Source organism: Herbaspirillum frisingense GSF30 (assembly GCF_000300975.2).
Classification (GTDB): domain Bacteria; phylum Pseudomonadota; class Gammaproteobacteria; order Burkholderiales; family Burkholderiaceae_D; genus Herbaspirillum; species Herbaspirillum frisingense.
In genome coordinates, this window is sequence record NZ_AEEC02000002.1 from 180,596 (window position 1) to 206,739 (window position 26,144).

Genomic DNA, 26,144 nt, shown 5'->3' on the forward strand with positions numbered 1-26,144 from the left:
TCACCCTGGAAACTCCATGACCACCATCTTTCACAATCCTGCTTGCGGTACATCCCGTAACACTCTGGCCATGATCCGCAATAGCGGGGAAGAGCCAACTGTCATTGAATATCTGCAGCATCCGCCAAGCCGGGAGCAACTGGCAAAGATGATCAAAGATGCCGGCCTGACCGTACGCGAGGCGATTCGCCAAAAGGGCACGCCCTACGCGGAGCTGGGACTGGATAAGCTCAGTCTCACGGACGACCAACTGCTGAATGCCATGCTGGCGCACCCCATCCTGATCAACCGGCCGTTTGTGGTGACAACCAACGGTACTCGCTTGTGCCGCCCGTCGGAGTTGGTGCTGGATATCCTCTCCAATCCGCAGCAGGGCACATTCACAAAGGAGGATGGTGAAGTCGTAGTGAACGCGGAGGGGCAACGTGTCGCACCGGCTCAGTGATCTGCCGAACATCGCGGCAGGCGAGTTTCAAGTCCCGGCGACTAGCGATTTCAAAGGACTCGGCGTATCTAGCCATAGGCCGCGCTTCCTCCTGCTTTACGGCTCCGTCAGAGAGCGCTCATATAGCCGACTGTTGACGATGGAGGCGGCCCGCCTACTGGAGGCATTTGGCGGTGAGGTCAAGGTTTTCGATCCGCGTGGGCTGCCTTTACCGGACAGCGAGCCGGATACGCACCCGAAAGTTGTAGAGCTGCGCGACCTGGCCAACTGGTCCGAGGGGATGGTCTGGTGCTCACCCGAACGCCACGGGGCCATGACCGGCATCATGAAAGCCCAGATCGACTGGATTCCGTTGTCGCAAGGGGCGATTCGCCCCACTCAGGGAAAGACTCTCGCCGTCATGGAAGTATCGGGCGGCTCGCAGTCTTTCAATGCGGTTAATCAGATGCGAGTGCTCGGCCGTTGGATGCGGATGCTGACGATTCCAAACCAGTCTTCGGTCGCCAAAGCGTACCAAGAGTTTGATGACGCAGACAGGATGAAAGCCTCGCCCTACTACGAAAGAGTCGTCGACGTAATGGAGGAGCTGTTCAAGTTCACCCTGCTGACCAGGGATATCTCACCATATCTGACCGATCGCTATAGCGAACGGAGGGAAGCTGCGGCAGAGTTGGAAAAGCGTATGAACCAAGACAAATTGTAGCTGGCGTTTCACCATTGCAGGATGCCTACTCTTGGCTGGGAGAAGATATTCCATCCTATTCGTAAGTCTTCCCCATTAACAGGATATCGGCAACCTTACGCCAGGGATTTATTGAAACTTCGTAGAAATGGGGACCATTTCTTGAATTCTCCACCCAACGAACGGAGGCATTTAGAAATGCACCGATATTGCCGTTCTTCCAGCCCAATATACCCGAAGAGTATGGTGATGGAAGTAAAGCCGCGTGTAATTCAGTTTCTGCGAACCAGTCTGCGGAGAGTACATTCAGAAAATTGATGAAACTCACTTCATCCACCACAGCATCTCGTGCGGACTCAAGTTGTCTCTCCATTTCTTGTTTGATGTATTTCGCGCTCGTCTAATATCCTCGTCACATAGCCCGCTTCTGGGCGATAAGCCGTAGCCTCCAATGCAAAGCCGCTATGGGTAATCCAAGGCGGATTCCCCCATGTCCTATTTTCTAGCTGACTGGCCGTTTTTTGACTACCAAACGATGCCTGGAGGTAGATGTCGTTTGCTTGATGTTTGCCTCATTATCGGTTATTGGCAGTGTATTCGTGACTATTTTGCTTGTCGGAAATGGGCGCTGCATAGACTGTAAAGCATCTGACGCAGCCCGCCATATGAGTGCAGAAAAAGGGCACATAACGATCACGACCAAGGAGCGCGTCCAGGAAAATGCAGCGGGCGAGAATGAAGAACACTCGAACAAGGGGAAATTGAGCGCGGTCACGAGATGCTAATGTGGCGGGAAAAGTTGCAGCTGATTAGGAGCTGTCTGAGCCGTCGCAATCGAGAATCGCCCAGGCTAGTGAGTCGGACATACGCCGATAGCCGAAGCCCGGGAGCTCTTACGCTGCCGCGATGAATTACTACGTGTGGCTCCGATCCTTTTCAGGTTGTAGCAGCTGATAATCCTCTAGGCCTGAGAAAGCGCAACTACTTCTGCGCACGCATTTAACGGGACATCATTTCTAGGTTATTGCTATTTGATGCGTTCCCCACTGAGCTTCTTCCATTAATCCTACGTGTCTGTCGGAGATAGACTCTCCGCTTTAGCGAATTGCCTGATGTTCATAAGGCAGATTTTTTCTCATACTATTTGTAGCCCTCTGATATCCGACTCTGGACCCATGGCCACTATTTGGGAGGGGGCATGGGCGGATTGTTTCGAGGGCGCACAATATTACTTGTCGAGGACAATGTCGATGTTCGGACCATCTTTTCAGAGGTGTTTAAAAATGAGGGTTACCGCGTTCTGGAAGCTACAAACGGTCGAGAAGCCTATGACCTAATGATGGGGTCTGATGATTCTGTGAACGTTGTTTTGACAGATTTGCGAATGCCGATCATGGATGGGTTAGAGTTGGCGACCTTACTCAAAAATAACCCGCGATTTTCTTCCATTCCGATTGTTCTCCTGAGTGCGACCCCTTTGAAAAACTCTTGGAAAGCATTGGAGGTTTTTGACGCGTTGCTTGTAAAACCCTGCCTCTTCGATGAAGTGGTCTCGACCGTTAAAGCTGTTCAGTAGAAGCGATTCCATATAGCTCACTTTTAGTTTCTGTTATCGTTGCATAGGTCCTCGGGTGCTTCACGCGATGGGCCCGACGGTAAAAAATCGAAGATTGGCCCTAAAAATTACGTGAGATCACTTCGTCTTAGCTTCGTTTCTTCTCTTGCGTCTTCGACGAGCCGTCTAATAACAACCCTCCTTCGTACAATTTCTGCGTGAACCGTTGAGCTCATCGGCATAGTTGTTGTTAGCTCCTTGAGGCTGGCAGTGCTTTCGTTAAATCGCTTCTTCATTAGATCTTCTATTGAGAGGTGCCATTTGAACACGATTTCTGCGCCCTTTACTGCGTCGGAAAAATAATTGGACAGGACGCATGTCTCGACGCTATCACCATGACTCCACCGATAGAAAAATAAATGAGGTGCATTTCCGTTTTAGAGAAGTAATGGGAGTAAGGTCTGTGCATCCCTTTGCGAATCAAGGTCAGGTAAAAAGCAACTCGCTTGATTCGTTTCCCCCATCCCGACTCTGCCGCCTCTTCAGTTCATTGAGTCCCTCCGTTGAGATGCTTTGCTATCTTTCCCATTGGAGAATCATATGAACAAGATGAATCGCCTTCGAATGGCGGAGCCGGTTCCCGATCACCAAAATTTTCTGGTTGCGGGAAGTGCTCTCTACGTAGACTATTCGGGGCAGCTTGCGGATATCGAATGCATTCAGCAAGTTCTTGAGGACCTCGCGCGTAGTCGTGGAAAGACAAACGACCTTTGTAACGCAAGGCCTCCCATTTCGTCTGAGGACTAGAGCGCGAAAGTGCGCATATACATCGTCCGCAAACCGGTTTTAGTATTCCGAATTTGGTGTCGCCACCTTGCTTGGGGCCAGAAGTTTGGCTCTCGCCAAAACTTTCTTGAAGTTGAGCGAAGGCATCGATCGTCTTATTTCATTCACCTCTTCCTGCCTGGAGGCAGAAATGCGAAATTACTCTAATGGCCGCTTTAACAGTGACGAAATTGTGGCAGCAATAGATAAGCATCGACGAGAACACGGCGACTGTTATTTTGAAAATAGCGAGATCAAAGATTCCACAACTCTTAGTGCAAAGGCGCTGAGCTTTCGTGAAAAGAAGTTGGGGTGGCCAATGAGTCCGAACAGCTTTCGACGGGTCACGTCAGTAAAGATTAAAAAATAGCTGAGAAATTGAAATGAAATATCGGGTTTTGACACCTATTTTTTGGGAGCCACCGAACTGATGGGCGGCCCATGCGGAGGATCTTCCCAGACCTGAAACTCTTATACATAGACAATACACAAAGGACGAATATGTCAGATACCAAACTACCCATGGATCAAAGAAACGAAGACCGAGAACATTTGTCGCCACGCGGACATCCGCAGCAGCATCAAGGGCATAAACCGAATCAAGAGCAAGTAGGTGGGGGCGAGGATCGCATTCGTAAACCTGCTAATGATGTCGGAAGTAATGGTTCCCAACCTCAGCAGCATGAAGTCTCTAAAGGGCTATATGAAAAGCCTAATAAAGACCACCTTACATTGGTGAAAAAAGCAGGTTCCCGCGACTGATCTTGCAAAAGTTGGCTGTAAAGAATCCGTGGACTAAGTAAGGGTTAGGCATGGAAAAAAATTGATCGATGCCGAATATCGGCTTGCGAACTTTCAGGGTAATTCGAATAAAAATACTATCCCAGGTCGCCGAAAAGATCGCCAGAAATGCCACCCTAACTCAGGATTCCTATGTCCATTTTTCAAACTGTAGACAGCTCCGGAAACTTTTCCTACGAGCTCAGATATTCGCACCACTCAGATGGGTGGCAAATGAATAGCATTTCGATTCAACGACGCGATCATCAGATTTTTTCAAAGAAGAATCTCGCAGGAGTTTACCGCGCGGAAGCGGTATTGCTTGAGCAGGGCGTCAACATGTGCGAAGCGGTAATTACCCGTTTTAATCTGAAGCCGCTTTTGCATGCATAGTAGTTGTACGCGCCTTTGAAACCTTTGATGGTATCGCCTGAGTCCAGTGCGATATCCCTATTAGTAGGAGAAGTTATGAGCAAGGTAAACCGGTGGCGTGAGTTTTCTTTCATAAAGACTGTTTCCTCACCAGAAAAAGGTGTTGAGGCGGACTTGTCGACGAGAAATGATGAGAAATTGGCTGCCAGCCAAATCTTCGGAGCGGACGCTGTTCGAGATCAACAAGCAATCTTAGCAGCTGAGTCGGAAGGACTAGCGATTCAAGAGGACTAGATCTCGTACGTTATCCGTCGGACAGAGAGCCTCAATTGTTGCCCTTGTCTTTCACGTCATTTTTCATTCATTAATATGGATGAACAGCATTTTAATTGAATGATTTTCGCGATCAAATATCGCGACAACGGACATCGCGGCCTGTTCCATTGAATCCTTAACCTGACCGCGATACGAAGGAATGATCGTGTCAAACTTCAATAAGACCCAAGGCTCTCATCGACTGGAGCAGCAAGGATTTACTCTCCACAAGGAGAAGACGTCGAAATCTAACGATGGTCGCTATTCTTCACGCGATGGCGAGAAGGGAAAGCAAGAGCAAGCTGATCAGCAAAGTGACGCTGGCCCACGCCGCTATGAAGGGGGTGACATCTATCGCAGGAACTACACGAGAGAGACTGAGAAGGCTGATCGCTCGCGGTAATGTTGTGTGTGGGCAGGCAGTCCAATTTATTAAAGGGGCCGCAGTTGCGGCCTTTTTAAATGAGGAGATTGACATGCGATTTCATTTCGAAGATAGAGGCCATGAGGCTGGCTTCGTATGGCTGCGGATTGGGAAGATCGAGGTTATTGAAGTAACTAGTGGTTTAGGAAGCAGCCGTACACGAACAGAGTTTCAAATTCGAAACGCACCTATCAATCTAGAAAGTCAGATTATCGTCTGTCGAAAAGCAATAGCTCAATTTATTCGTGAATCTACTGGCGCAAAGGAAATGTCGATTTCAATTTTCGATGATTCGATTGAGCCGTGGAAAGGACAATTGTTTGCGATAACCCCGCTGGATGATCATTTCGATGTGGAAGTGAATCGCTGATCCAGGCCCTTTCCTGATGCACATGCCAGCCATTTGTGTTGAATGGTTGTGCACCTTGCCCGTGATAGCGGGCCGATATCCCAATAGTAGGAGTTTCCCATGGCAGAAAAAGAGCAAAAGCGCGGCAACCGAGAACCGAAAAAACCTAAGAAAAAACCAGTGCCAGCAGTCCCGGTGCAGCGCGCTCATCAAGGACTGTAGTGAAAACGATTCTTAATCATAAAAATCCTGACAACCGCTGGGCCACATCGCCTAGCCTTTGCCTCTGGGGCTATACGGCCTTGCTTCTTCACAGCGGGTTTATCGCGGGGCGTCTCTCCCTGCGGTGCCCTGAAAGGCCAACATGCGCCGATTTTTTCAATTTGCGTCCCAACGCTCCGCCCCAGATCCGTGGGCCGATACCGCACCTGTGCGCGAGGAACTGTTCGGCATCGAGCGCCTAGAGCAGCACGCGCGCAGCCTCGCGACGGCTCAGTTAGTTAGCATCCATCCACCTCGGGTTCGGTCGTTGCACAATCGGTTGCGCGAAAACGCCGTTGATCTGCTGCTGGCCTATCGCGCAGGTGCCGCAGAAGTGGCTGCTGGACGCCGTGTAGTCCCGGCCGCTGAATGGCTGCTGGATAACTATCACGTTGTTGAAGCGCAGGTGCGCGAGATTCGCACCGACCTACCGCCCGGCTACTATAAGCAGTTGCCCAAGCTGGCAGATGGTCCGTTGGCGGGCTATCCACGCGTCTTCGGAATTGCGTGGGCATTCGTCGCCCACACCGACAGCCACTTCGATCCTGCCGTCCTCCGCCGCTTTATTGCAGCCTACCAGGAGGTCCAACCACTGGACATCAGCGAACTATGGGCTGTGGCGATCACCCTACGTATCGTGCTGGTGGAGAACTTGCGCCGATTGGCCGATCAGATCACTGTCGGACGCGCGGCGCGCGCCGATGCCCAAAGGCTCGCCGACCGCTTACTGGAACCGGGCGCAGCCTATGCCGCGTTGAACCAAGATATCGCCACGCGCGCGAGCAGCCCTGTGTCCGAACTTTTCGCGGCACAGCTCGCCAAGCGTCTGCGCGACCAGGACCCGCGCGTCACGCCTGCCCTACAGTGGCTGGATGAGCGGCTGCGTGACCAGGGCACGGATGCTGACCAGGCTATCCTGCATGCACAGCAGCGTCAGGGTGCCTCCAACGTCTCGGTGCGCAACGTCATCACCAGCATGCGCCTGATGTCTGACATCGACTGGGCAGATATGTTCGAGAGCACTAGCTTAGTGGACACGCGTCTGCGCGCTAGCAGCACCTTCGCGGAGATGGATTTCCCCACACGCAATCGCTACCGTACGGCGATCGAGCAACTGGCTCGGGGATCACCGTTATCCGAACTCGCTATTGTTGAGCGAGCGTTGGCGTTGGCGCAGGCGGCTTCGTCGAAGTCGCCTGAGCTTCTCGTCCAGAACTCCAGCAGGATAGATCCCGGTCATTACCTGATCGCCGAGGGACGCAGCGAATTAGAGCATGCCATCGGATTCCGGCAGCCACTGGTTTTTCGCATCGACCGTTTTATTGTCCGTGTCGGGCTTAGCGGATACGTGACCGCCATCCTCGCGCTCGCGGCCATGCTGCTGGGTCTCGCGTTCTGGGCCATGTTTGGCATCGGCAGCTTGGCGATAGCTCCCACAGGGCTGCTGGCGGTGCTCGCGATGGCCGCATTCATTCCCGCGACCGAGGTAGCCACAGCGCTGGTCCAGCGCGCAATTGCGTCCCGCGCTGGCGCAGTGACGCTCCCGGCTTTGGCGCTGGCCGACGGGGTTCCAACCCATTTGCGCACACTAGTTGTCGTGCCCACGCTGCTCTCCGGCGAGGCGGAACTGCGCCGGCATATCGAGAGCCTTGAAGTTCACCATCTGTCTGGTGCCGGTGGTGACCTATCTTTTGCTCTGCTATCGGACGGCCTTGATGCAGATTCGGAAGTGCTAGACGGTGACGCCTACCTGATTGGCATTGCGCAGGACGCCATCGACGCACTTAACCAACGGTATGGACCAGCCCCAGGTGGTAAGCGCTTTTACCTGTTGCACCGGCAGCGCCGATTCAACGCAAGTGAAAACCGATGGATGGGATGGGAGCGAAAGCGTGGAAAGCTCCATGAACTCAATCGATTATTGCGCGGCGCAACTGACACCAGTTTTATGTCGCTGGGTGGTGCTGCCGACAAAGCTCATCAACCCGAGATCCTTGCCAGAGTGCGCTACGTCATCACGTTGGACGCCGATACCCGACTGCCCCGTGACGCAGCGCTGCGCCTGATCGGCAAGATGGCTCACCCCTTGAACTGTGTGCGCTGGAACAATGCCGAACAGCGTGTAGTGGGCGGTTACGCCATCTTGCAGCCACGCGTGACACCAACACTGCCATTGGGCCGCGAGGGATCGCTCTATCAGTGCATTTCGGCCGGTTCGGGTGGCATGGACCCCTACGCGTCCGCCGTGTCTGACGTTTACCAGGACCTTTTCGGTGAGGGATCCTACACCGGTAAAGGCATCTACGACGTCGATGCCTTCGAGGCAGCGCTTGCTGGGCGTATTCCTGAGAACACGATGCTTAGCCACGACCTGTTCGAAGGCGTGTTCGCTCGCGCGGGGCTTGCCTCGGACGTCGAAGTGGTCGAAGAATTCCCTGCCCGCTACGACGTCGCTGCCAGGCGCCAACACCGCTGGACGCGCGGCGACTGGCAACTCCTGCCCTGGATACTCGGGCGACGCCATTCAGGTGCGACCCTACCGCCAGTGGGCCGCTGGAAAATGATCGACAACTTGCGGCGCTCCCTGCTGGCGCCCACGAGCCTACTGGCTCTAGCGCTGTGCGCTTGGTTGCCCTGGCCTCAATCATTACAAGCCATGGGGATGCTGGTACTGGCACTGGCGGTGCCGTTCTTTCTGCCCCACATCTCCGGACTAGCGCCAACGCGCGCGGGCATCGGGCTGGGTAGCCAACTACGCCGGTTGGCCAGCGATCTTCGGTTAGCCGTAATGCAGACACTCTGGACGCTAGCTCTGCTTCCGGATCAGACCTGGCGCACGATGGATGCTATCACGCGTACCCTGATCAGACTCTACGCGACGCATCGGCATCTGCTGGAATGGACAACCGCAGCCCAGTCCGCCGCTCGCCCGCGCCCCGGTATAGCTGGCTTCTATGGCCAGATGGCCGGTGGCGTGCTGTTAGCCCTAGTATTCGCCGTGGGCGTTAGCGTGTTCTTTCCTGCAGCATGCGCAATTGTGTTGCCGCTGTCGGCGCTCTGGGTCGCAGCGCCGGTCTTGGCCTGGCGCGTCAGCCGCCGCCCGCCGATCGTGACATCCGGTGCGCCCGAATTCACAGATACCTTGGCTCTGCGCCTTACAGCACGTCGCACTTGGCGTTTTTTCGAAACCTTCGTGACGCCGGCTGAGCACATGCTTCCACCGGACAATTTTCAGGAAGATCCGAAGCCAGTGATCGCTCACCGCACCTCGCCCACCAACATAGGCTTGTACTTGCTGTCGACGGTGGCGGCCCGCGATTTTGGCTGGGCTGGTGCCCTGCAGACTTGCGAGCGTCTGGAAGCGGCTTTCGTCAGCTTGCAGACATTGGAAAGGTTCCGAGGCCATTTCTACAACTGGTATGACACGCGCACGAACCAGGTGCTTGCACCGGCGTATGTGTCGTCTGTGGACAGCGGTAACCTCGCCGGCCACTTGATCGTACTAGCTAATGCCTGCGAAGAATGGATGGGTGCGTCGCTGTCGACGGATTGGACGGAGGGTGCGAGCGACGCACTCGCGCTAGCCCGGGAGTCGGCGTCTGCTAAACCGTCGACCCAAGGGGCACAGGGACAGCGGCTGCTGAGCGTCTTTGCCGAGATCGAGGCAGGGTTCCACGATCCTGCCAGCATGTCACTTCCGGTATTTCAGCGCCTGGCCGATAAGGCGGCAGAAGAAGCGCAGGCACTGGTCCCGGCAATACAAGCGGAAGGTGACGATCTTCTATTCTGGACCAATGCGCTGCAAGGGCGGATCGAGCAACAGGCACGCGACGCCAAGTCATTCGGCGTCGCGGCGAATGCTATCGATGCCCGCTGGCAGGCGTTGGCGCAACAGGCGCGTGCGCTAGCGCTAGGGATGGACTTCGCCTTCTTGCTGGATCCTGAACGCAAACTGCTTTCCATAGGTTATGCCGCAGTGGAGAACGTGCTCGATCCCAACTGCTACGACCTACTAGCCTCTGAGGCGCGACTAGCCAGCCTCTTCTCAATCGCCAAGGGCGACGTATCCACGCGCCACTGGTTCCGCTTGGATCGGACAGCCATCCCCGTAGGACGTGGATCGGCCCTGGTATCTTGGTCAGGGTCGATGTTCGAGTATCTGATGCCCTCGCTGGTGATGCGCGCACCGGCAGGTAGCCTACTGGAGCAGACCAATCGCCTGATCGTGCAGCACCAGATGGCCTACGGTCGGCGGATGAGCGTGCCGTGGGGCATCTCCGAGTCGGCGTACAACGCTCGCGACCTGGAATTTACTTACCAGTACTCCAACTTTGGCGTGCCAGGCCTGGGCCTAAAACGCGGGCTGGCTCAGGATCTGGTGATCGCGCCTTACGCGACCGGTCTCGCTACCATGGTCGATGCACCACTCGCACAACGCAACTTTGAGTACCTGCAGACGCTTGGTGCGCTCGGGCGCTATGGCTTTTACGAGGCGCTCGACTTCACCCGTGCCCGCCTGCCCGGCGGGTCGCAGGTCGCCATCGTACGCAGCTTTATGGCGCATCACCAGGGCATGACACTTGTCGCAATCGCCAATACACTCCAGGGCGCCCGCATGCGGGAACGCTTCCATCGTGAACCGATGATCCAGGCCTGCGAATTGCTGCTGCACGAGCGTATGCCGCGCCTCGTCTCTGTGGCGCGTGCGCGCGCTGAAGAGGTGCTGTCTGGCGCAACCAATCCACATGGTGACTTACACGCGGTACGGCACATAGACCCGTCTGTTACGGCGGCCCCTGCTACGCACCTGCTGTCCAACGGGCGTTATGCCGTTATGCTCACCGCAGCGGGTGCTGGCTACAGCCGCTGGCGTGAGTTGGCTGTGACGCGCTGGCGCGAAGACGCGACCCGCGACGACTGGGGCGCCTACATCTATCTACGTGACACGGATACCGGTCAGATATGGTCCGCTGCGGCGCAGCCGCTGGCCGTGTCACCCGATAGCTACGAGGTAGTCTTCGCCGAGGACCACGCCGCCTTTACGCGGCACGACGGCAGCCTGACGACCACAATGGAGGTGCTGGTGTCCGCCGAAGTTGACGGCGAGGTACGCCGCGTCACAGTCGTCAATACAGGCCGCAAGACTCGTGAAATCGAACTCACCTCCTACTCTGAGGTGGTGTTGGCGTCGCCCGCGAGTGATGATGCCCATCCGGCCTTCTCCAAGATGTTCGTGCAGACTGAATATCTCCCAGAGTTCGGTGCCCTGATCGCTACGCGACGCCCTCGCGGGCCGCACGAGCAGCGGATCTGGGCCGCACACTTCGCCGTGGTCGAAGGCATCGTCACGGCACCCGTGCAGTACGAATCCGACCGGGCACGGTTCCTGGGCCGAGGTCGTACATCCGCCACGGCGCAAGCCATGGCGGACGGAGCCATGCTGTCTGGTACGGCCGGTACGGTACTCGATCCGGTTTTCTCGGTGCGACACCGCGTGCGTATCGCGCCCGGTCGTATGGCGCGCCTGGCCTTCTGGACGCTGGTGGCGCCTACTCGCGAAGCGCTACTGGAATTGGTGGACCAGCACCATGACCGTAGCGCCTTCGAGCGTGCTCGGACCTTGGCCTGGACTCAGGCCCAGGTACAGTTGCGACACATCGGCGTCGAAGCCGACGAAGCCGCAGACTTCCAGCGGCTGGCGGCACCTATCCTCTATGCGGATACACGCTTCCGCCCACCGGCCGAGGAGATCGCTCGTGGTGCAGGCCCGCAGTCGGGCTTGTGGCGGCACTCGATCTCCGGCGACTTGCCAATCGTGGTGTTGCGAATCGATGACATCGAGGATATTGCTCAGGTGCGCCAACTACTTCGTGCGCATGAGTACTGGCGAATGAAGGGGCTGAGCGTCGATCTGGTGATCGTTAATGAGCGAGCTTCCTCTTATGTGCAGGATCTGCAGTCCGCTATCGAAACGGCCGTGCGCCGGAGCCAGTCGCCCCTTCGACCACACGGCGAGACGATAGCCCAGGGGGTGGTCCATACATTGCGCGCAGATCTGATGGATGTGTCAGCCCGGGCCTTGCTGCATTCAGCAGCTCGCGTGCTGCTGCTAGCGCGTCGGGGCGACATCGCTCGGCAAATCGGTCTCCTGCCGGAGACGGTGCACTACGCAAGTGCAGGGCTCGAATTAGCTGCCTATACCCAATCTTCCAACCTGACGAGGCAGGGGCAGAGCACAGAAACGGTGCGGCTGGAGTTCTTCAACGGAATCGGTGGCTTCGATCAGGGCGGTCGCGAATACGTCACCGTACTCACCGACGGACAGACCACCCCCGCCCCCTGGATCAACGTCATCGCCAACCCTGCCTTCGGATTCCAGGTCTCGGCCGATGGCAGCGCAAGTACTTGGGCCGGTAACAGCCGTGAGAATCAACTTACCCCATGGTCCAACGATCCAGTGATCGATCCGACCGGCGAGGCGTTTTTCGTACGAGACGAGTCGAGCGGCGAGCTCTGGAGCCCTACAGCGCAGCCAATCCGCGACGGCGGTACCTACGTTGCACGCCACGGTCATGGCTATAGCCGCTTCACGCACGAGGCGCACGGTATCGCGCTTGAACTGCTGCAGTTCGTGCCACTGGACGACCCAATTAAGGTGTCGCGCCTCACCTTACACAATCTCAGCCCACAGACGCGGCGCCTATCCGTCACGGCCTATGCAGAATGGGTGTTGGGCGCCTCGCGTGCGGTTTGCGCACCCTTCATCCTTACCGAGATCGATGCAGCCAGCGGCGTGCTGCTGGCGCGCAATCCCTGGAGCACAGCCTTTCCGGGTAGAGTCGCTTTCGCCGATCTCGCGGGTCTGCAGACCACTTGGACCGCTGACCGTACAGAATTCCTTGGCCACCGCGGCAGTCTGGCGGCACCCGCTGCATTGCAGAGCCACGCGTCCCTGTCCGGTACGGTGGGTGCGGGCCTGGATCCCTGTGCTGCGCTGCAGTGTAGCCTGGTGCTGCGGCCCGGTGAGTCGGTAGACATCATCGCTCTACTCGGGCAATGCGGCAGCGCGCAGGAAAGTTTGGAACTAGCGGCGCGCTGGCGTGAGACTGATCTGGAAGCCGAACTGCAGCGGGTGCGTGACCATTGGGAAGGGCTGCTCGGTGCCGTGCAAGTGCGCACGCCAGACCGTGCGATGGACATCCTGCTCAACGGTTGGCTTCTCTACCAGACGCTGGCCTGCCGCATCTGGGCCCGCTCGGCGTTCTATCAGGCCAGCGGTGCCTACGGCTTTCGAGACCAACTGCAGGATGGCATGGCGCTCACATTCGCGCGGCCTGAAGAAACGCGTCAACACTTGCTGCGCGCTGCAGGCCGTCAGTTCCTCGAAGGCGACGTGCAACATTGGTGGCTGCCGCATTCGGGCCAAGGCGTGCGCACGCGAATCTCGGACGACCGCATCTGGCTGGCTTTCGCCGCGGCCAGCTATGTGGTCGTCTCGGGCGATACAGCGGTACTTGACGAATCCATCGCCTTCCTAGAAGGCCCCGCGTTGCAGGTAGGCGAACATGATGCCTTTTTCCAACCGATGCTCGCAGGCACGTCTACAACGCTGTTTGAGCACTGCGCGCGCGCATTGGACCAGAGTATCGACCTCACTGGCGAATTAGGGCTGCCGCTGATGGGGACCGGCGATTGGAACGATGGCATGAATCGTGTGGGCCAGGAAGGCCGGGGTCAGAGCGTTTGGCTCGGCTGGCTGCAGGTACGCACGCTGATCCTCTTCGCTCCTCTGGCCGAGGCACGCGACCCCACCCGTGCCGCGCGCTGGCGGGGCCATGTCCAGTCTGTGACGGCCTCGCTGGAGCGCGAGGCCTGGGACGGCGCCTGGTATCGGCGCGCCATATTCGATGATGGCACGTGGCTGGGCAGCCGCCACAGCGAGGAATGCTGCATCGATTCGATCGCCCAATCCTGGGCCGTACTGTCAGGAGTCGCCGATCCTGACCACGCACAGATGGCGATGGACTCGCTGCGCTCGCACCTGGTGCTGCCAGAGGCGGGGCTGGCGTTGCTCTTTACCCCACCTTTTGACCACACACAGAGCGATCCTGGCTACATCTTGGGTTACCCGCCGGGCTTACGTGAGAATGGAGGTCAATACAGCCACGCGGCCATGTGGGCCATCCTAGCGTTCACGCAGTTACGCGGCGACCCGCAGGCGGGCGCGCACGCCCATGCCCTGTTCGCTCTGGTCAATCCTATCAACCATGCTCGGACACCTGCTCAGACGGCGCGCTACCGCGTGGAGCCGTACGTGGTGGCTGCCGATGTGTATTCGGTATCGCCGCACGAGGGCCGGGGCGGCTGGACCTGGTACACCGGTGCCGCTGGCTGGATGCACCGTGCGGGTATGGAGGGGATTCTAGGCATTCGCCGCGAAGGCGAGGTGTTAATCCTCGATCCGTGTATTCCAGCCGGTTGGCCTGGCTTTGAGGCAAAAATCGTCTTGGGTGCGGCACGCTACATCATCCAGGTCGAATCGCCGGGGATGCGCTGCGCCGGTATCTCGGCAGCTGAACTGGACGGCATGCCACTCACCTGCGATGGTGGCGCATTGCGAGTGCCCGTCACACCGGGTGAGCACCGGCTGGTTGCTACGTTGTGAAGGTATGCTTGTCCCACTGACCCGGCAATGAAAGCCAGCAGAAAACGGCTTCGACTTATTCTTCACCGCCTTCGGGTGTCCATGTATTTTTTCTCTGACGAGTAACGGACCAGCCTCCCAAATGCGACAAACTCGTCGATGCTGGCCCAGGCCAGATCTGTGGCTCACCAGGTCATCGCAGCCCGTACTCGCGGGAAAGTTATTAAAAAAACAACTTTAAAGCGTATGGGAGGCGGCGCGCGCAGTTGCCCCCACCCCGCGCCTGCCCGCTACATAGGGCGGTTTTAACTCAAGTTTGTATCAGCCGCCCACCTCTGCCCAGCCTGGCCGAGCGTCTCAGCAGACCGACCTCAAATGTGACGCGTTTTGACGCGCACTGCGGCGCTACTCGATCCATCGCATATGTCAATAGGGAAAATAGAAGTGGTTTCGCCGCGAAAAGCGGTAGCTCATCCTAAAATTCGATAGAAAAACCAAATAAAAACAAATAAACTGAATTTATTGATTTATATGATCCTAAACCAAATTAAACATTTATAGTTCAACAACGAAAGGATGCGCAATGAAAGCCATCATGAATATGAAAATTGGGACAAAGCTGGCGGCTGGCTTTGGCTCGTTACTGATGTTGATGGTGATCCTTGCCGCAATCGCTTGGGCCAGCCTGAATTCGGTTACTACTGCTATGGAGAGGGGTAACGACGTGCAGGTTGATAAGTTGGGGCCAATTTACGTGATGCGTGAAGCACTTGGCCAGACTGGCTTAGCCGCCCGTAACGCATACATCTTCAAATCCGATAGCGACGCACAAAAGGAGCTCGCTATCGTCGATCAGCAAAAGGAAATATACCTTGCTGCGCTCAAGGAACTACGGACCACCATGGCTGAGAACAAGGAGTTCGAGGCGGTCAGCAAAGGTTTACTTCAGATGGCTGAAGAATTGCGGCGCCCGCGTGCTTATCGCGAAGCTGGCAAGATGAGTGAATATGGGGACTTCCTGGTTCATGAGTGCAGTCCATTGCGCCGCCAGATTGTTGCTGACATGGACCTGTTATTGGCCCGAGTTAAGCGCGAAGCCGATGTCGCGCGAACGAGCGCCAGTCAGACCTCAGACCATTCGCGCGCAGTGATCTTGACTTTAGCCAGCATCGCACTCGTCGCCAGCACCGCCATCGCGCTCCTCATTACAAAGGGCTTGCTTAAACAGCTCGGCGGCGAACCTAGTTACGCGGCGGAGATAGCGGCCAAAATTGCGAGCGGCGATCTCTCAATTGAGGTTCGCACCAAGCAAGGCGATAGCACTAGCCTCTTGTTTGCAATTCGAACCATGCGCGAAAGCTTGGCATCAATCGTCACGCGCGTTCGAGCCGGCACAAGCAATATCGAAACTGCCGCAACCGAAATCGCTACCGGAAATCATGACCTGTCACGCCGCACCGAAGAGCAAGCGGGGTCTTTGGAGGAAACCGCTGCCGCGATGGAAGAACTTACTTCCACCGTTAAGCAAAATGCTGATAACGCGCGGCAGGCTAATGACCTGGCCGCATCCGCGTCGGCGATTGCGAGCGAAGGCGGCGTTGTTGTCGATCAGGTTATTTCAACAATGAGTCAAATCAATGACTCCTCTAAGAAAGTGGTGGACATCATTAGCGTGATTGACGGCATTGCATTTCAGACCAATATCCTAGCGCTCAATGCAGCGGTGGAAGCGGCACGCGCGGGTGAGCAAGGCAGAGGCTTCGCGGTGGTCGCCAGTGAGGTGCGCAGCTTAGCGCAACGGAGTGCCGCCGCTGCGAAAGAGATTAAGGTTCTGATTGGAGATTCGGTCCAGAAAGTGGAGACTGGTAGTCAACTGGTGACACAAGCGGGCCAAACTATCGGAGATATTGTGGAAAGCGTTAAACGGGTCACAGCCGTGGTATCAGAAATATCCGCAGCGAGTATCGAGCAAAGTGAAGGTATTGGTCAGGTCAACATGGCTATCAACCAGATGGATAACGTCACACAGCAGAATGCAGCTCTTGTAGAAGAAGCTACTGCCGCAGCTCAATCTCTGCAGCTAGAGTCCGTAGACCTTTCCAAAGTGGTCGCCACATTCAAAATCTAGGCCCGTTCCATAGTCTCAGGCGCCACATTGATAGCGCCGCCAATTTACTCAGCGAAAGATTCAAATGGAAATTGACCCCATCAAACAGTTATCTTCTGACGACATGGCTCTGCTCCTGAAGGCGATGGAAAAGCTCAAAGACGACTTGCATGAACTGTCGCAAGCTTTGGATCAAGTGGCCTTCGAAATGGAAGAGGAAGAAGCGCAGAAATTTGAACAGGTGGTTTTAGATACTATCAGCAAGATCAAAAGACAAATACAACAGTTCCATTAAAAGAAGGCTAATGTCCATACGGAGTTTTCGAGAAGCATTAATAGCATCTACCGCCATATCGCTTCTAAGTGCGATCTCACAACACACTGGAGCGGCGACAGCTTCCGCAAGCTTGACCGTGTCAGCGATTGTGACAATCACTTGTCGCGTGACCCAAGATCCAGTGCGCCCCACGATAGCTTGGAGTATATGCACTAGTGGCACGGAATTTGCCACTTTAGGGCCCAGCTCCTACATTGCGACGATCCAAAGAACTGAACGCGGAGCCATAGTGATTTTCTGAGAGGATCTTTATCGGATCGGCGCCAAGTGAAAGCCCTCGCGCTGAATTCAAGCGCTTATCGAAAGGGCTCCTTGAATAGCAATTGGTTGATAACGTTGCGACAGCTCTTGGTCGAAAGCGGAAAATCTTGAGCAGCTCATTTTTAGCTACGCGTCAAGACGGCATCAAAATAGTGGTTACCGCCCTTGTCGACATACACATTCCTAAGAAGCATACCTGCCGTATTCAGCATGTGCCTGTACTCCACTTCTCCTAGTGATAACGATAGCTGCCCTGTTTGAATGTCTTTCCACTCACATTGGGTGCGTGGGGTGCTAAATAAGAAGCGCCCACCTGGTCGAAGAGCTTGTCCGACCTTGTCAATCATCCGTCGCTGATCACTCGCAGAAAGAAGGAAAAGAAGTCCGACGGCGACCGCGCCGTCAAACTTTCGGTCAAAAAGTGTGCTGCTCTGAATCGTTTCACAACGTGCACGCGCTTGGGGAAATCGTTGGCAAAACATCGCTAGAAGTGTCGGGGAGGCATCGATCCCAAAGACAGTAAAGCCGGCATTGATTAACGCTTGAGAAATTGGCACACCTGATCCGCAACCAATATCCACCACCTCACTGCCCGGCTTAAGGCCGTTAGCCCACTGCCGCACGATCTCACCCCCAACACTGGATCGAGCGGCGGCAAATTCTGAAGCAACTGCTTCCCAGGTCTTTGCATTGTCCATTTATGATTTCTCTGGCTTGACATGCACACACATAACGGCGGCTTCTGTCCGACAGGCGCCGTTAATTGCTCTCGGCGTCAGTAGTGAAAACGATTCGATTACCAAATGGGTCCAGAATCGACATATCTCGGCTGCCCCAGGGAGTTGCCTGGACCTCAGGAAAATATCCCGTATATGGACGGCCTTTCATGGATTGAGAACTTAATTTACTTACACAGACGACGCCGATTCGCACTCTGCCCGCAACTGGCAGAATTCGGGCGTTCGGAGCAGTATAGACCTCTGCAGTATGGGAAAAGCTGCGAACAGTCACCACATTCGGGAGACCACCCGAAGCGGACATAGCTCTTAATAGCTTGGTGGACAAAAAGACTGATCTTAGAGGCTTGGTTCAGTTCTCGGGTCACCCACAACCTCTTCATCTTTGTACGCGGCCTCAAGTACTTCCCGTCCCATCTTAATCTGATCGACCGATGCAAGGGTGGTAATGCCGGGAAACGCACGTCCTACGTGCTTCAATTTCGATTGTGCATCAGGATTATCTGCAATCTTTTCTGGAAACACGGCGACAAACCATGCCTGAAAGACCTGCGCCTCTATGGGGCCGCCTCTCCGATACCGTAAATAGTCTTCCACTGCTAGAAATAGCAAAGCCTGTACGTTGGATACACTCAGTTCAACGGAGCTACCAGGGTCCGGGTCTTGGTTGGCGTGTTTGAAGAAATTTCGACAGGGCTCATTTATGTAATATTTCAGTGTGTGCCCCGCCTGCAAGCTCTCACGTGCCTCCTTTGAGAAGCTTTCTACATTTGCTTTTTCACATAGTGCATCGATGACCTCCCATGCATTCGAGGCTAGGGAGTACACAGAGACAAAGTCACCGCCGTCAAAGAAAAGGCGAATTGCTGTAACAAGCTGCCTACGGGCACTGTCAAGTTTGGTTACGCGCATGTGCTCTTCGTCAGAAATGTATAAAGGTTCACTCTTGGCCGATACCGGTCTGCGACTGAAATCCATGCACGACACTTGAGCACATGCTTACCGATTTGAATGGCAGGTCGAGAATGTAGCAATCACGTCTCATTAAGCCGTATGGTGAAGAGAAGAAAGTCAGCTGCTACTCGCAAAAAATTGGACGCTGACATCACATAGTATTGCAAGCCGGATTACCCATTTTTGAATTCCTCTGCTCGATGGTGAGCCATGTATTTCTCGTGCTCGGGCCTCAGTTCGATCTTCATCGAAGGCACGATTCCAAGTTTGGCTGCATCGGAGAGAAGAGGAGAAAGGCGGATGTACCCCTTTTTCTCGAAGGTAATAAAGCCTTTGTCGAACGCCTTGTCTAGGTTTGGCGAAAGCAGCAATCCGTTCCACGGATCCAATCGCTCACTGTTCGTCGATTTTTTCCACGGTTTGATATGAGACGCGACAAGAAGACTGGTGTCGCTGAATCCCGTAACAGCACAGCGGGCCCAATGTAGCAATACCTTTTCTCGGAATGCGCCTTGCCCAATTCTAGATTTTATTAAAGCCGTTTTCTCGGTCAATGTCGTGGTGGTGTCGCTGATGATCTGTTCAAGATCGATTTGTACATCGTCGCTCCCATTGCCCGTTAGGTATTCAGAGAACTTCGACAAAGTAGCGCTGTACATGTGATGCCCACGAGCGTTTCTTTCTTTGAAAATGGGCAGTTTCTGGATGTCTCGGGAAAGGGCTTCAAAGTCTAAAGCATTGGTCGAGGCGCTCAGCGGGCCAGAGATCAAATCGTTGTCCATAGCCCATTCGGAGAGTACACCGCGGAGCGCACCGTCGTAGCTCCTCGCTGACGACTCTGACAGTCCTTTGTAAATCATCCAGTCGTAGAAATTCATGTTCTAAGAGAATCGGGTTAGACCCGATCATTCTGACACGGTGTTAGGTAGAGAACAATCTACCACTATGTCCGCTCATGCCGATTGCGGACATCAGCGACTGTAACAAACATTCGCATCTGGAAATGAAAATTCCGCTTCGCAACTTTCAAGCGACCGAGGCCCAATAAGGGCTTGCGAGGTGCAAAATTTTTTGATTGCGAAGCAAAAGATGAGCTAAGTATTTGAAATGATTGGAATTCGCGCCGGACTTGTAATCAGGGGGTGGCGGGTTCAAGTCCTGCAGCCAGCACCAGTATCTAAAAGGCTCTCCGACCGGAGAGCCTTTTTATTTTGCTTCGCCATTCCGGCTCTTTCCCTGCCGACATCCTGTCAAGTCGACTGCGCATAGCTTAATAGGCATATCCAAAGCCGAATCTACGGCACGCCGTAACCGCGCAATTCTCCTCCACATGAAGCGGGAAGAAAATCCATCAATACGTAGCAGTGAGTGGGGTGATGAAAAATCTACCCCGCACTTTTCACGAGGCGGCCGGTTGTGGTCGTTGCGGGTGTTATGCCGGTATCAGAAGGTGTAGCGCATACCTACGCGTAGAACAGGGTACATGCGATAGCCGCGCAGCTTGTCATTGAGCTTGATGTTTTCGGTAGCGATGTCCGATGCCAGTTGTGCGCAACCGGCTGAACCCAGCGTGCAATTCGTGCTGTCGATCGAGGTACTTGCGCGCCCCTGGAACATCACCCCCGCATCCGCTGTGAACCCCCAGCCTTTGTCAGGTGCGGTCGCATTGCCATAGCCGAGGCCTAGATAGGGCGCATATTTCTTGAACGCGACATTGCCGTGGATCTTGCCAACCAGGTTTGCGGAATAGTCAGTACCGTTTAGCTGGTAGTTATTGTTTTCATCAGGCTTGCCTTCGATGTCAACGGTGTTGCGGTTATAAATCGCACCAGCAGTCAAGCGAAAGCCGTTCTCGAACGGGAACCAATCCATCAACGCATCAAAGGTGCGGAGCTTGGCACTGGCTTCACAACCAATACGATAAATGCGCGAGTAGAAAGAATAGTTAAAGTAGTTCGCACCAACCCGGGCATTGAGGGTGGGCGTGATCGGCACACTGACGTGTATTCCCGCGCCAGTGGTACCGACCTCGGTGCTGAGACCAAGGTTGATTGCATATGCCTCTCCAGTCGAAATCGCAGCCAGCACGACAAGCAGAAGAGCAGGTCGGATTAGTTTATTGTTGTTTGCCACGGTAATCCCCCTTGTCGTTTTCTTTAGAACAGCCTTGGGGCAGTCTATTCAGAAAATTTTGTCTGAACGATCGGGGTCTTCCTGATGAGGCAACGTCAGCGATTGCATTTCAAATCGGCAGATTGCCGGGAGCTGGGAAATTTTCTGCAGTGTAGTTCTGTAATGACCCACTAAAAATCCAGCTCGGTGGATAACTCCGAGAGAAAGTCAAAACGAGCTAGGCCATGAAAGAAGAATTCGCGGGTTTGGCAGCCAAGCGCAGCGGGACTGGCGACAGACGTGATCCAGGGTAAGACAACGGTAGCGGAGGTCGACCGGTCGTTTTATATCCCCCATGCGAGATCGAAGAATGGGGTAACGAGGGACTCAAAAAGATGGTAAATGCCCTTCGTGCCATACCACTTGGTGTGACTTTCAGCTCATGGTGAAAGCCTTGCCTTCAAGCTGTGGGGCAGTTAGAGGCGACAAGAGACGGATTTCCTTAATCCGCTTGCACAGAGAATCGATCAGTTACCGCGCAACGGTAGCTGATCGATTCAACGAATCGCTGCGGTCAGCTTCATTACACCGCGTGCGTCCCGGTTCCTCGATCACACAAGCTTACCCCCGCCCAGGCGAAATACGCTTACCGACTGTGCCAGTCGTCGCGCCTGTTCCTTCAATGCTTCGGTGGCGGCAGCGGCTTCTTCCACCAGGGCGGCGTTCTGTTGCGTCACAGTGTCCATTTGCGCAATGGCTTGGTTGACCTGTTCGATCCCGGCTTCCTGCTCGCCGCTGGCGGCCGAGATTTCACTCATGATCTGGGTGACATTGCGTACGCTTGTTACCAGTTCCTCGATGGTCGATCCGGCGCTTCTGACCAGCCTGCTGCCGTCTTCCACCTTCTCGACCGAGTTGCCGATCAGCGCCTTGATTTCCTTTGCCGCTGTGGCCGAGCGTTGGGCCAAGGTGCGTACCTCCGAGGCCACCACCGCAAAGCCACGTCCCTGCTCACCGGCACGGGCTGCTTCCACCGCTGCATTGAGCGCGAGGATATTGGTCTGGAACGCGATGCCGTCGATGACAGAGATGATCTCCTCGATTTCGCGGGCAGAGGCCTGGATTTCGTCCATGGTGCTGACTACGTCGGAAACCACCAGTCCGCTGCGCGACGCCACCTCGGAGACCGAGCCTGCCATCGCATTTGCCTGGCGCGCATGATCAGCGTTACGTCTCACGGTCGAAGTGATCTGCTCCATCGCCGCCGCCGTCTCTTCCAGCGAACTGGCCTGTTGCTCGGTGCGTGCGGAGAGATCGAGATTGCCACCAGCGATCTGCGTCGAGGCCGTGACGATGGTATCGCTGCCAGTGCGCACGCCACCGACCACGCGTTGCAGGCTGCTGTTCATATCCTTGAGTGCTTGCAGCAGTTCACCGGTCTCATCCTTGCGAGTGACTTCGATCCGGCTCCCAAGGTCACCCGCGGCGACGGTCTTGGCGATTCTTACTGCCTCGTGCACCGGTCGTGTGATCGAACGCGTTGCCAGCACCGCCAATAAGGCGGCTAGTGCCATCACCAGCGCACCGACGGCCAGGTCGATGGACTTGCCGGTACTGATGGCGTTGGAGATATCCCGGCCAGTACCGTTGGCATTCTCGCGCGCGATCGCCAGCAAACCGGAAAAGCCTGCCGCCAATACCTTGTCAGCGCCACTGATGGAAGCATCGATTTCCGTCACGGAGGTAGCCGCTGACTTCATGCCTTGCGCCTTCGCTAATGCCTCTCGGTAATTTTTTTCGCCTGTAGCGATCTTCTGCAGCAGTTCATCTTCCTTGGGATTATCTACGCCAAGCTTGCGGTACTCGATCATCAGCCGGTTGATGGCATCCATATCGGCCAGGAAGTGCTTGTCATAGTCCTTGCCGCGGACGACGTAGTTCTTGAAGTTCTGTACACCATCGCCTAGTTTGATGTAACCCTGGGTGGCATAGTCCTGCTTGCTCAGCACGGTGCCCGAAAAGTCTTCCCAGTGTCGTCCGATCTGGTTCAGGATCAGAATTGAAGCGACGATCAGGCTGCAGGCAAGCAGCGTGACCAGCATGAATGAACCACCGAGCCGCGTGCCGATTCTCATACCTGTTCCTTGAATAGTATTTATAGGATTACCAGATTCTGACCGCGATTAGCGACATGGAAAGGTAAGTGGAAGCGGTAAAAACCGGTTCAGCTCGCAATTTGATGATCTAACTGATGCTCTAACTGCTGCAAGACAGACAAGATTCGCGTGCACATTCTTTCAAGTGCCGCAATACAGCATTACCCGTTCACCGGTTTTTCTCTCCTGGCCGGACCGATAGACTTCTCGCATGAGAATGCAGCATTGATAAAGGATAAGCATAGGGCTATGTCCGCTTGCATTCACCGAGGAGTAGATCATGAGCAACATCACCATTCGTCATTGCGCGGTCGCCATTAGCTTGGCCTTGACCGCCTTCGCGGCCCATGCAGCCTACGCAGCCGACATCCCATCAGGTACATCTACCGAGCAGTCGGCGGTCAAGCGGGTTGCCAGCGTTACCGGCTCGCAAATTGCTGAAAAGGGATATACAGGGCTCACCCGCGAACAGGTCAGGGAAGACCTCAAGCGTTATCAGCGTGAGCACGCCAATCCTAGCTATGCAGAGTTGGTTTTCCTGCGCTGATCCAGCCTGGCCCGGGCTGATCTAGGCTTGTGTCAGAGATCCTGAGCGTGCTGCCGATGATCCGTTGGTGATCGAAAAATCGGCAGCCATGGAGGCCTCTGGTATTCCCCACAGAAATCTGGCTCTTCAAGCTCAGGGCAAGGTGATAGTCAGGTTGGCTGCCCGCGGGGCAAGTTTGACGATATCGGCATAGCCGGCCAGCTGATTTTCGGTGCCCTTGGTCAGGGTCCAGTTCAGTCCTATGTAGGCAAACATAGCGGTCAATGCAAATAGGGAAGCGACTACCCATAACGGCACATCGTTGCGCAACTTGTTGACGATGGCATCAGGTCGCTCGCCATTCGGTGCGAACCCGGCAGTCTTGCCCTTCAGGTGGGCAATCTCATCACCCAGTCGAGCGGTCAGGTAATCGAGTTTTTCCGGCCCCTCCAGCGCATATTTTCCCTGGAATCCCAGCAGCAGGCACATATGGAAGACTTCCAATGGTTGGAGTCGGGCGGTACCGCGAACGCGCAGATCTTCTAGCCGATTGAAGAAATTTTCACCTGCCAATTGATCACCAAACATCGCCAACTGAAGGGGGCGGCGTTGCCACGTATCGCGGATGCTGAAATTAGAGCGCAGGACAATCTCATCCACGGAAGCACAGAAGGCATATTTGGCTGCATAGACATCCTCGGGCGACACTTCCAGTTTCTTGGCGCCGCGTTCGACATCTCCCAGAAACTTTCGTATTTTCGCCATGAATGACACCTCGTCCACCGGCGTGCCACCGTTCTTGAGCATGAACAACGCATAAAAGCCGTCGTACATCAGGTCCAGGAGCGAACTGGCGTTAATCGGCGCGCCGGCTTCATAAGTGGGCGAAGAATCCGCAGGATCCAGCAGGGAAGGGATGGTTGTCGTGTTCATTGGGTCACCGCCAGAAGTTCAATATTGAGGTCACGAATGCCGGATGGCACATAGATGCAGATCGACTGTGCCTGAAGCATGCGCTCGTACATCGCGCCCTTGCTCTCGAGCGTGAAGTAATAGGTGTCGGGCCGAACCGGTAGTGCAGCTGGCACCTGAGGAGAGTGCACAAGCTTGACGCCGGGCAGCGCCGCCAGCACGAATTTTTCAACATCGTCAGGTGCGCCGATCTTGAAGCGCAACGGTACGATATCGACCAGTTCGATTGCCGGCAGGTCTGCATGGACCGCGAGGTAGAAGTTGGTCTTCTCGTCGATCTTGCCTGAGTCCAGCATGCCCATATGGTAGGACGGCTTGCTCTCGTTCAAGGCAATCGCAAAATAGCGAGAAGAGATTACGGTATCGAGTAACTCGCGAATGATCGCGTCCAGCTTTGCGAAAGCCGGCCCCGGATCGCGGTGATCGTAAGGGGGAAGGTCGGACAGGGCCAGGCTGCGCGAGAAGGTCATGAGCGATCCGGCCAGTGACAATAACTGTTCAAAAAGGCGCTCCGGGTGATGCATCGGATGATTCAGGTAGTGCGACAGATTGGCATAAGCGGTACTGGCGGTATGCAATAACCAGAACGATGTGATGTCGCCAGAACGGAATTCGACCACACTCTTGCTAGGCTCGCGATGATGCCCGTACAGGGCGCTGACCTTGGCTTGCAGCGCGTCCATGAGGCGTCGCAGGCGCTGGAACAGCAAGGTAGACGCATGCACTGACAGGCTGGGCGGAACGAAGTCGGGGTCCAACTCGAAGCCAGGCCCGCTCGCGCGACGCAGGCGCGCCACAGGAATGCAGACCAATGAATCTCGGGGCTCGTTTTCTGACACCAGGCGTACTGCCTTTTTCAGGTAGCTTACTTCTGCTTTGGCAGCTTGCGTGAACAGGTCCGGCGTCTGGACGCCATCCTGAATATAGCGGGTGGATTGCTGATTTCCGGTGCCAACGGAGAAATTGCTACCGAAGCTTTTCAGCATCGGTAATCCCGCATAAAAGGTGATGGAGTTTTGGGACAGCGGAATTTCTGTCAGTTCGATGGGGGCCGGGAGGTCATCCCCGTCTGGCGCCCTGAAGATTTCTCCGTCGTGGAAGATTGCCGACAGCTCCAGCAGACGAAGGGTACTGTTGTTAAGTGCGTCTCCATCGATCTTCAGGGATAAAACACCCCAGCAATAGGGATTGAGAGCGAGCGCGGTCTGATGCAGACGCATTTCATGGTAATGATCCTGACGCTGAAAGTGCTGAGGTCGAAGGAAAAGGCCCTCGCCCCAGAGTACCTTGTTGGGATGGTTCAATTGGTTAGCTCCGTAATTGATGATTG

Annotated in this window: 20 protein-coding genes; 11 read left to right on the plus strand and 9 right to left on the minus strand. The window is 55.2% G+C overall.

Annotated features, from left to right (window positions below; translation table 11 throughout):
• Nucleotides 1–16 precede the first annotated feature (16 nt).
• Together arsC and arsH are read left to right on the plus strand one after the other, a co-directional pair.
• A complete protein-coding gene (gene arsC, locus HFRIS_RS02305) occupies nucleotides 17–445 on the plus strand; it encodes an arsenate reductase (glutaredoxin) (protein ID WP_006461606.1) in 429 nt (142 codons plus the stop codon).
• Nucleotides 426–1,148 carry an arsenical resistance protein ArsH gene (gene arsH, locus HFRIS_RS02310; RefSeq protein WP_006461607.1) on the plus strand — a complete coding sequence of 241 codons (723 nt, stop codon included), beginning with the start codon at nucleotides 426–428 and terminating at the stop codon, nucleotides 1,146–1,148. Before arsC ends, arsH begins: the two co-directional genes overlap by 20 nt.
• A 55-nt stretch (nucleotides 1,149–1,203) precedes the next feature.
• Here arsH and HFRIS_RS24690 read toward each other — a convergent pair whose 3' ends face one another.
• Nucleotides 1,204–1,500 (minus strand): hypothetical protein, encoded by a 297-nt coding sequence (locus HFRIS_RS24690; RefSeq protein ID WP_081626817.1) that lies wholly within the window; start codon nucleotides 1,498–1,500, stop codon nucleotides 1,204–1,206.
• A gap of 825 nt (nucleotides 1,501–2,325) precedes the next feature.
• Between HFRIS_RS24690 and HFRIS_RS02315 the strand changes: the two genes are divergently transcribed.
• From HFRIS_RS02315 to HFRIS_RS02345, 8 genes are all read left to right on the plus strand, one after another.
• Complete coding sequence (locus tag HFRIS_RS02315; RefSeq protein ID WP_006461608.1) at nucleotides 2,326–2,703, plus strand: response regulator; 378 nt, start codon at nucleotides 2,326–2,328, stop codon at nucleotides 2,701–2,703.
• Nucleotides 2,704–4,008: 1,305 nt separating this feature from the next.
• Complete coding sequence (locus tag HFRIS_RS25135) at nucleotides 4,009–4,269, plus strand: hypothetical protein (RefSeq protein WP_146012865.1); 261 nt, start codon at nucleotides 4,009–4,011, stop codon at nucleotides 4,267–4,269.
• A gap of 171 nt (nucleotides 4,270–4,440) precedes the next feature.
• Entirely contained in the window at nucleotides 4,441–4,680 is a 240-nt protein-coding gene (locus tag HFRIS_RS25140; RefSeq protein WP_152486614.1) for a hypothetical protein, read from the plus strand.
• A gap of 75 nt (nucleotides 4,681–4,755) precedes the next feature.
• Nucleotides 4,756–4,953 (plus strand): hypothetical protein, encoded by a 198-nt coding sequence (locus HFRIS_RS02325; protein ID WP_039874028.1) that lies wholly within the window; start codon nucleotides 4,756–4,758, stop codon nucleotides 4,951–4,953.
• Between the two features lie 275 nt (nucleotides 4,954–5,228).
• Nucleotides 5,229–5,768: a hypothetical protein gene (locus tag HFRIS_RS02330; RefSeq protein ID WP_006461609.1), complete on the plus strand. Its 540-nt coding sequence runs from the start codon at nucleotides 5,229–5,231 to the stop codon at nucleotides 5,766–5,768.
• A 343-nt stretch (nucleotides 5,769–6,111) separates the two neighbouring features.
• Nucleotides 6,112–14,673: a glycoside hydrolase family 94 protein gene (locus tag HFRIS_RS02335; protein WP_006461610.1), complete on the plus strand. Its 8,562-nt coding sequence runs from the start codon at nucleotides 6,112–6,114 to the stop codon at nucleotides 14,671–14,673.
• A 562-nt stretch (nucleotides 14,674–15,235) separates the two neighbouring features.
• The gene (locus tag HFRIS_RS02340; protein ID WP_006461611.1) at nucleotides 15,236–16,780 is read left to right on the plus strand and encodes a methyl-accepting chemotaxis protein; all 1,545 of its coding nucleotides are present in this window, start codon (nucleotides 15,236–15,238) and stop codon (nucleotides 16,778–16,780) included.
• Nucleotides 16,781–16,844: 64 nt separating this feature from the next.
• A complete protein-coding gene (locus HFRIS_RS02345; RefSeq protein WP_006461612.1) occupies nucleotides 16,845–17,054 on the plus strand; it encodes a hypothetical protein in 210 nt (69 codons plus the stop codon).
• 425 nt (nucleotides 17,055–17,479) lie between these two features.
• On the opposite strand, the gene HFRIS_RS24695 is transcribed toward HFRIS_RS02345, so the two are convergent.
• From HFRIS_RS24695 to HFRIS_RS02365, 6 genes are all read right to left on the minus strand, one after another.
• On the minus strand, nucleotides 17,480–18,055 hold the full coding sequence (locus HFRIS_RS24695) for a class I SAM-dependent methyltransferase (protein WP_006461613.1): 576 nt from the start codon (nucleotides 18,053–18,055) through the stop codon (nucleotides 17,480–17,482).
• A 61-nt stretch (nucleotides 18,056–18,116) separates the two neighbouring features.
• Nucleotides 18,117–18,398 carry a glyoxalase superfamily protein gene (locus HFRIS_RS25995; RefSeq protein WP_338033703.1) on the minus strand — a complete coding sequence of 94 codons (282 nt, stop codon included), beginning with the start codon at nucleotides 18,396–18,398 and terminating at the stop codon, nucleotides 18,117–18,119.
• A 35-nt stretch (nucleotides 18,399–18,433) separates the two neighbouring features.
• Nucleotides 18,434–19,072, minus strand: coding sequence for a hypothetical protein (locus HFRIS_RS02350; protein ID WP_244436249.1), 639 nt, complete (start codon nucleotides 19,070–19,072; stop codon nucleotides 18,434–18,436).
• Nucleotides 19,073–19,221: 149 nt separating this feature from the next.
• Nucleotides 19,222–19,926, minus strand: a complete 705-nt coding sequence (locus HFRIS_RS02355) for an HNH endonuclease (protein WP_006461615.1) — start codon at nucleotides 19,924–19,926, stop codon at nucleotides 19,222–19,224.
• 565 nt (nucleotides 19,927–20,491) lie between these two features.
• Nucleotides 20,492–21,181: a hypothetical protein gene (locus HFRIS_RS02360; protein ID WP_006461616.1), complete on the minus strand. Its 690-nt coding sequence runs from the start codon at nucleotides 21,179–21,181 to the stop codon at nucleotides 20,492–20,494.
• 590 nt (nucleotides 21,182–21,771) lie between these two features.
• Nucleotides 21,772–23,295 carry a methyl-accepting chemotaxis protein gene (locus HFRIS_RS02365; protein WP_006461617.1) on the minus strand — a complete coding sequence of 508 codons (1,524 nt, stop codon included), beginning with the start codon at nucleotides 23,293–23,295 and terminating at the stop codon, nucleotides 21,772–21,774.
• A gap of 301 nt (nucleotides 23,296–23,596) precedes the next feature.
• On the opposite strand from HFRIS_RS02365, the gene HFRIS_RS02370 reads away from it, so the two are divergent.
• Nucleotides 23,597–23,863 (plus strand): hypothetical protein, encoded by a 267-nt coding sequence (locus tag HFRIS_RS02370; protein WP_006461618.1) that lies wholly within the window; start codon nucleotides 23,597–23,599, stop codon nucleotides 23,861–23,863.
• Between the two features lie 132 nt (nucleotides 23,864–23,995).
• On the opposite strand, the gene icmH is transcribed toward HFRIS_RS02370, so the two are convergent.
• Both icmH and tssK read right to left on the minus strand, forming a co-directional pair.
• Entirely contained in the window at nucleotides 23,996–24,775 is a 780-nt protein-coding gene (gene icmH, locus HFRIS_RS02375; protein WP_006461619.1) for a type IVB secretion system protein IcmH/DotU, read from the minus strand.
• Nucleotides 24,772–26,118, minus strand: coding sequence for a type VI secretion system baseplate subunit TssK (gene tssK / locus HFRIS_RS02380; protein ID WP_039874030.1), 1,347 nt, complete (start codon nucleotides 26,116–26,118; stop codon nucleotides 24,772–24,774). The genes icmH and tssK overlap by 4 nt, the downstream gene beginning before the upstream one ends.
• Nucleotides 26,119–26,144: the final 26 nt, after the last annotated feature.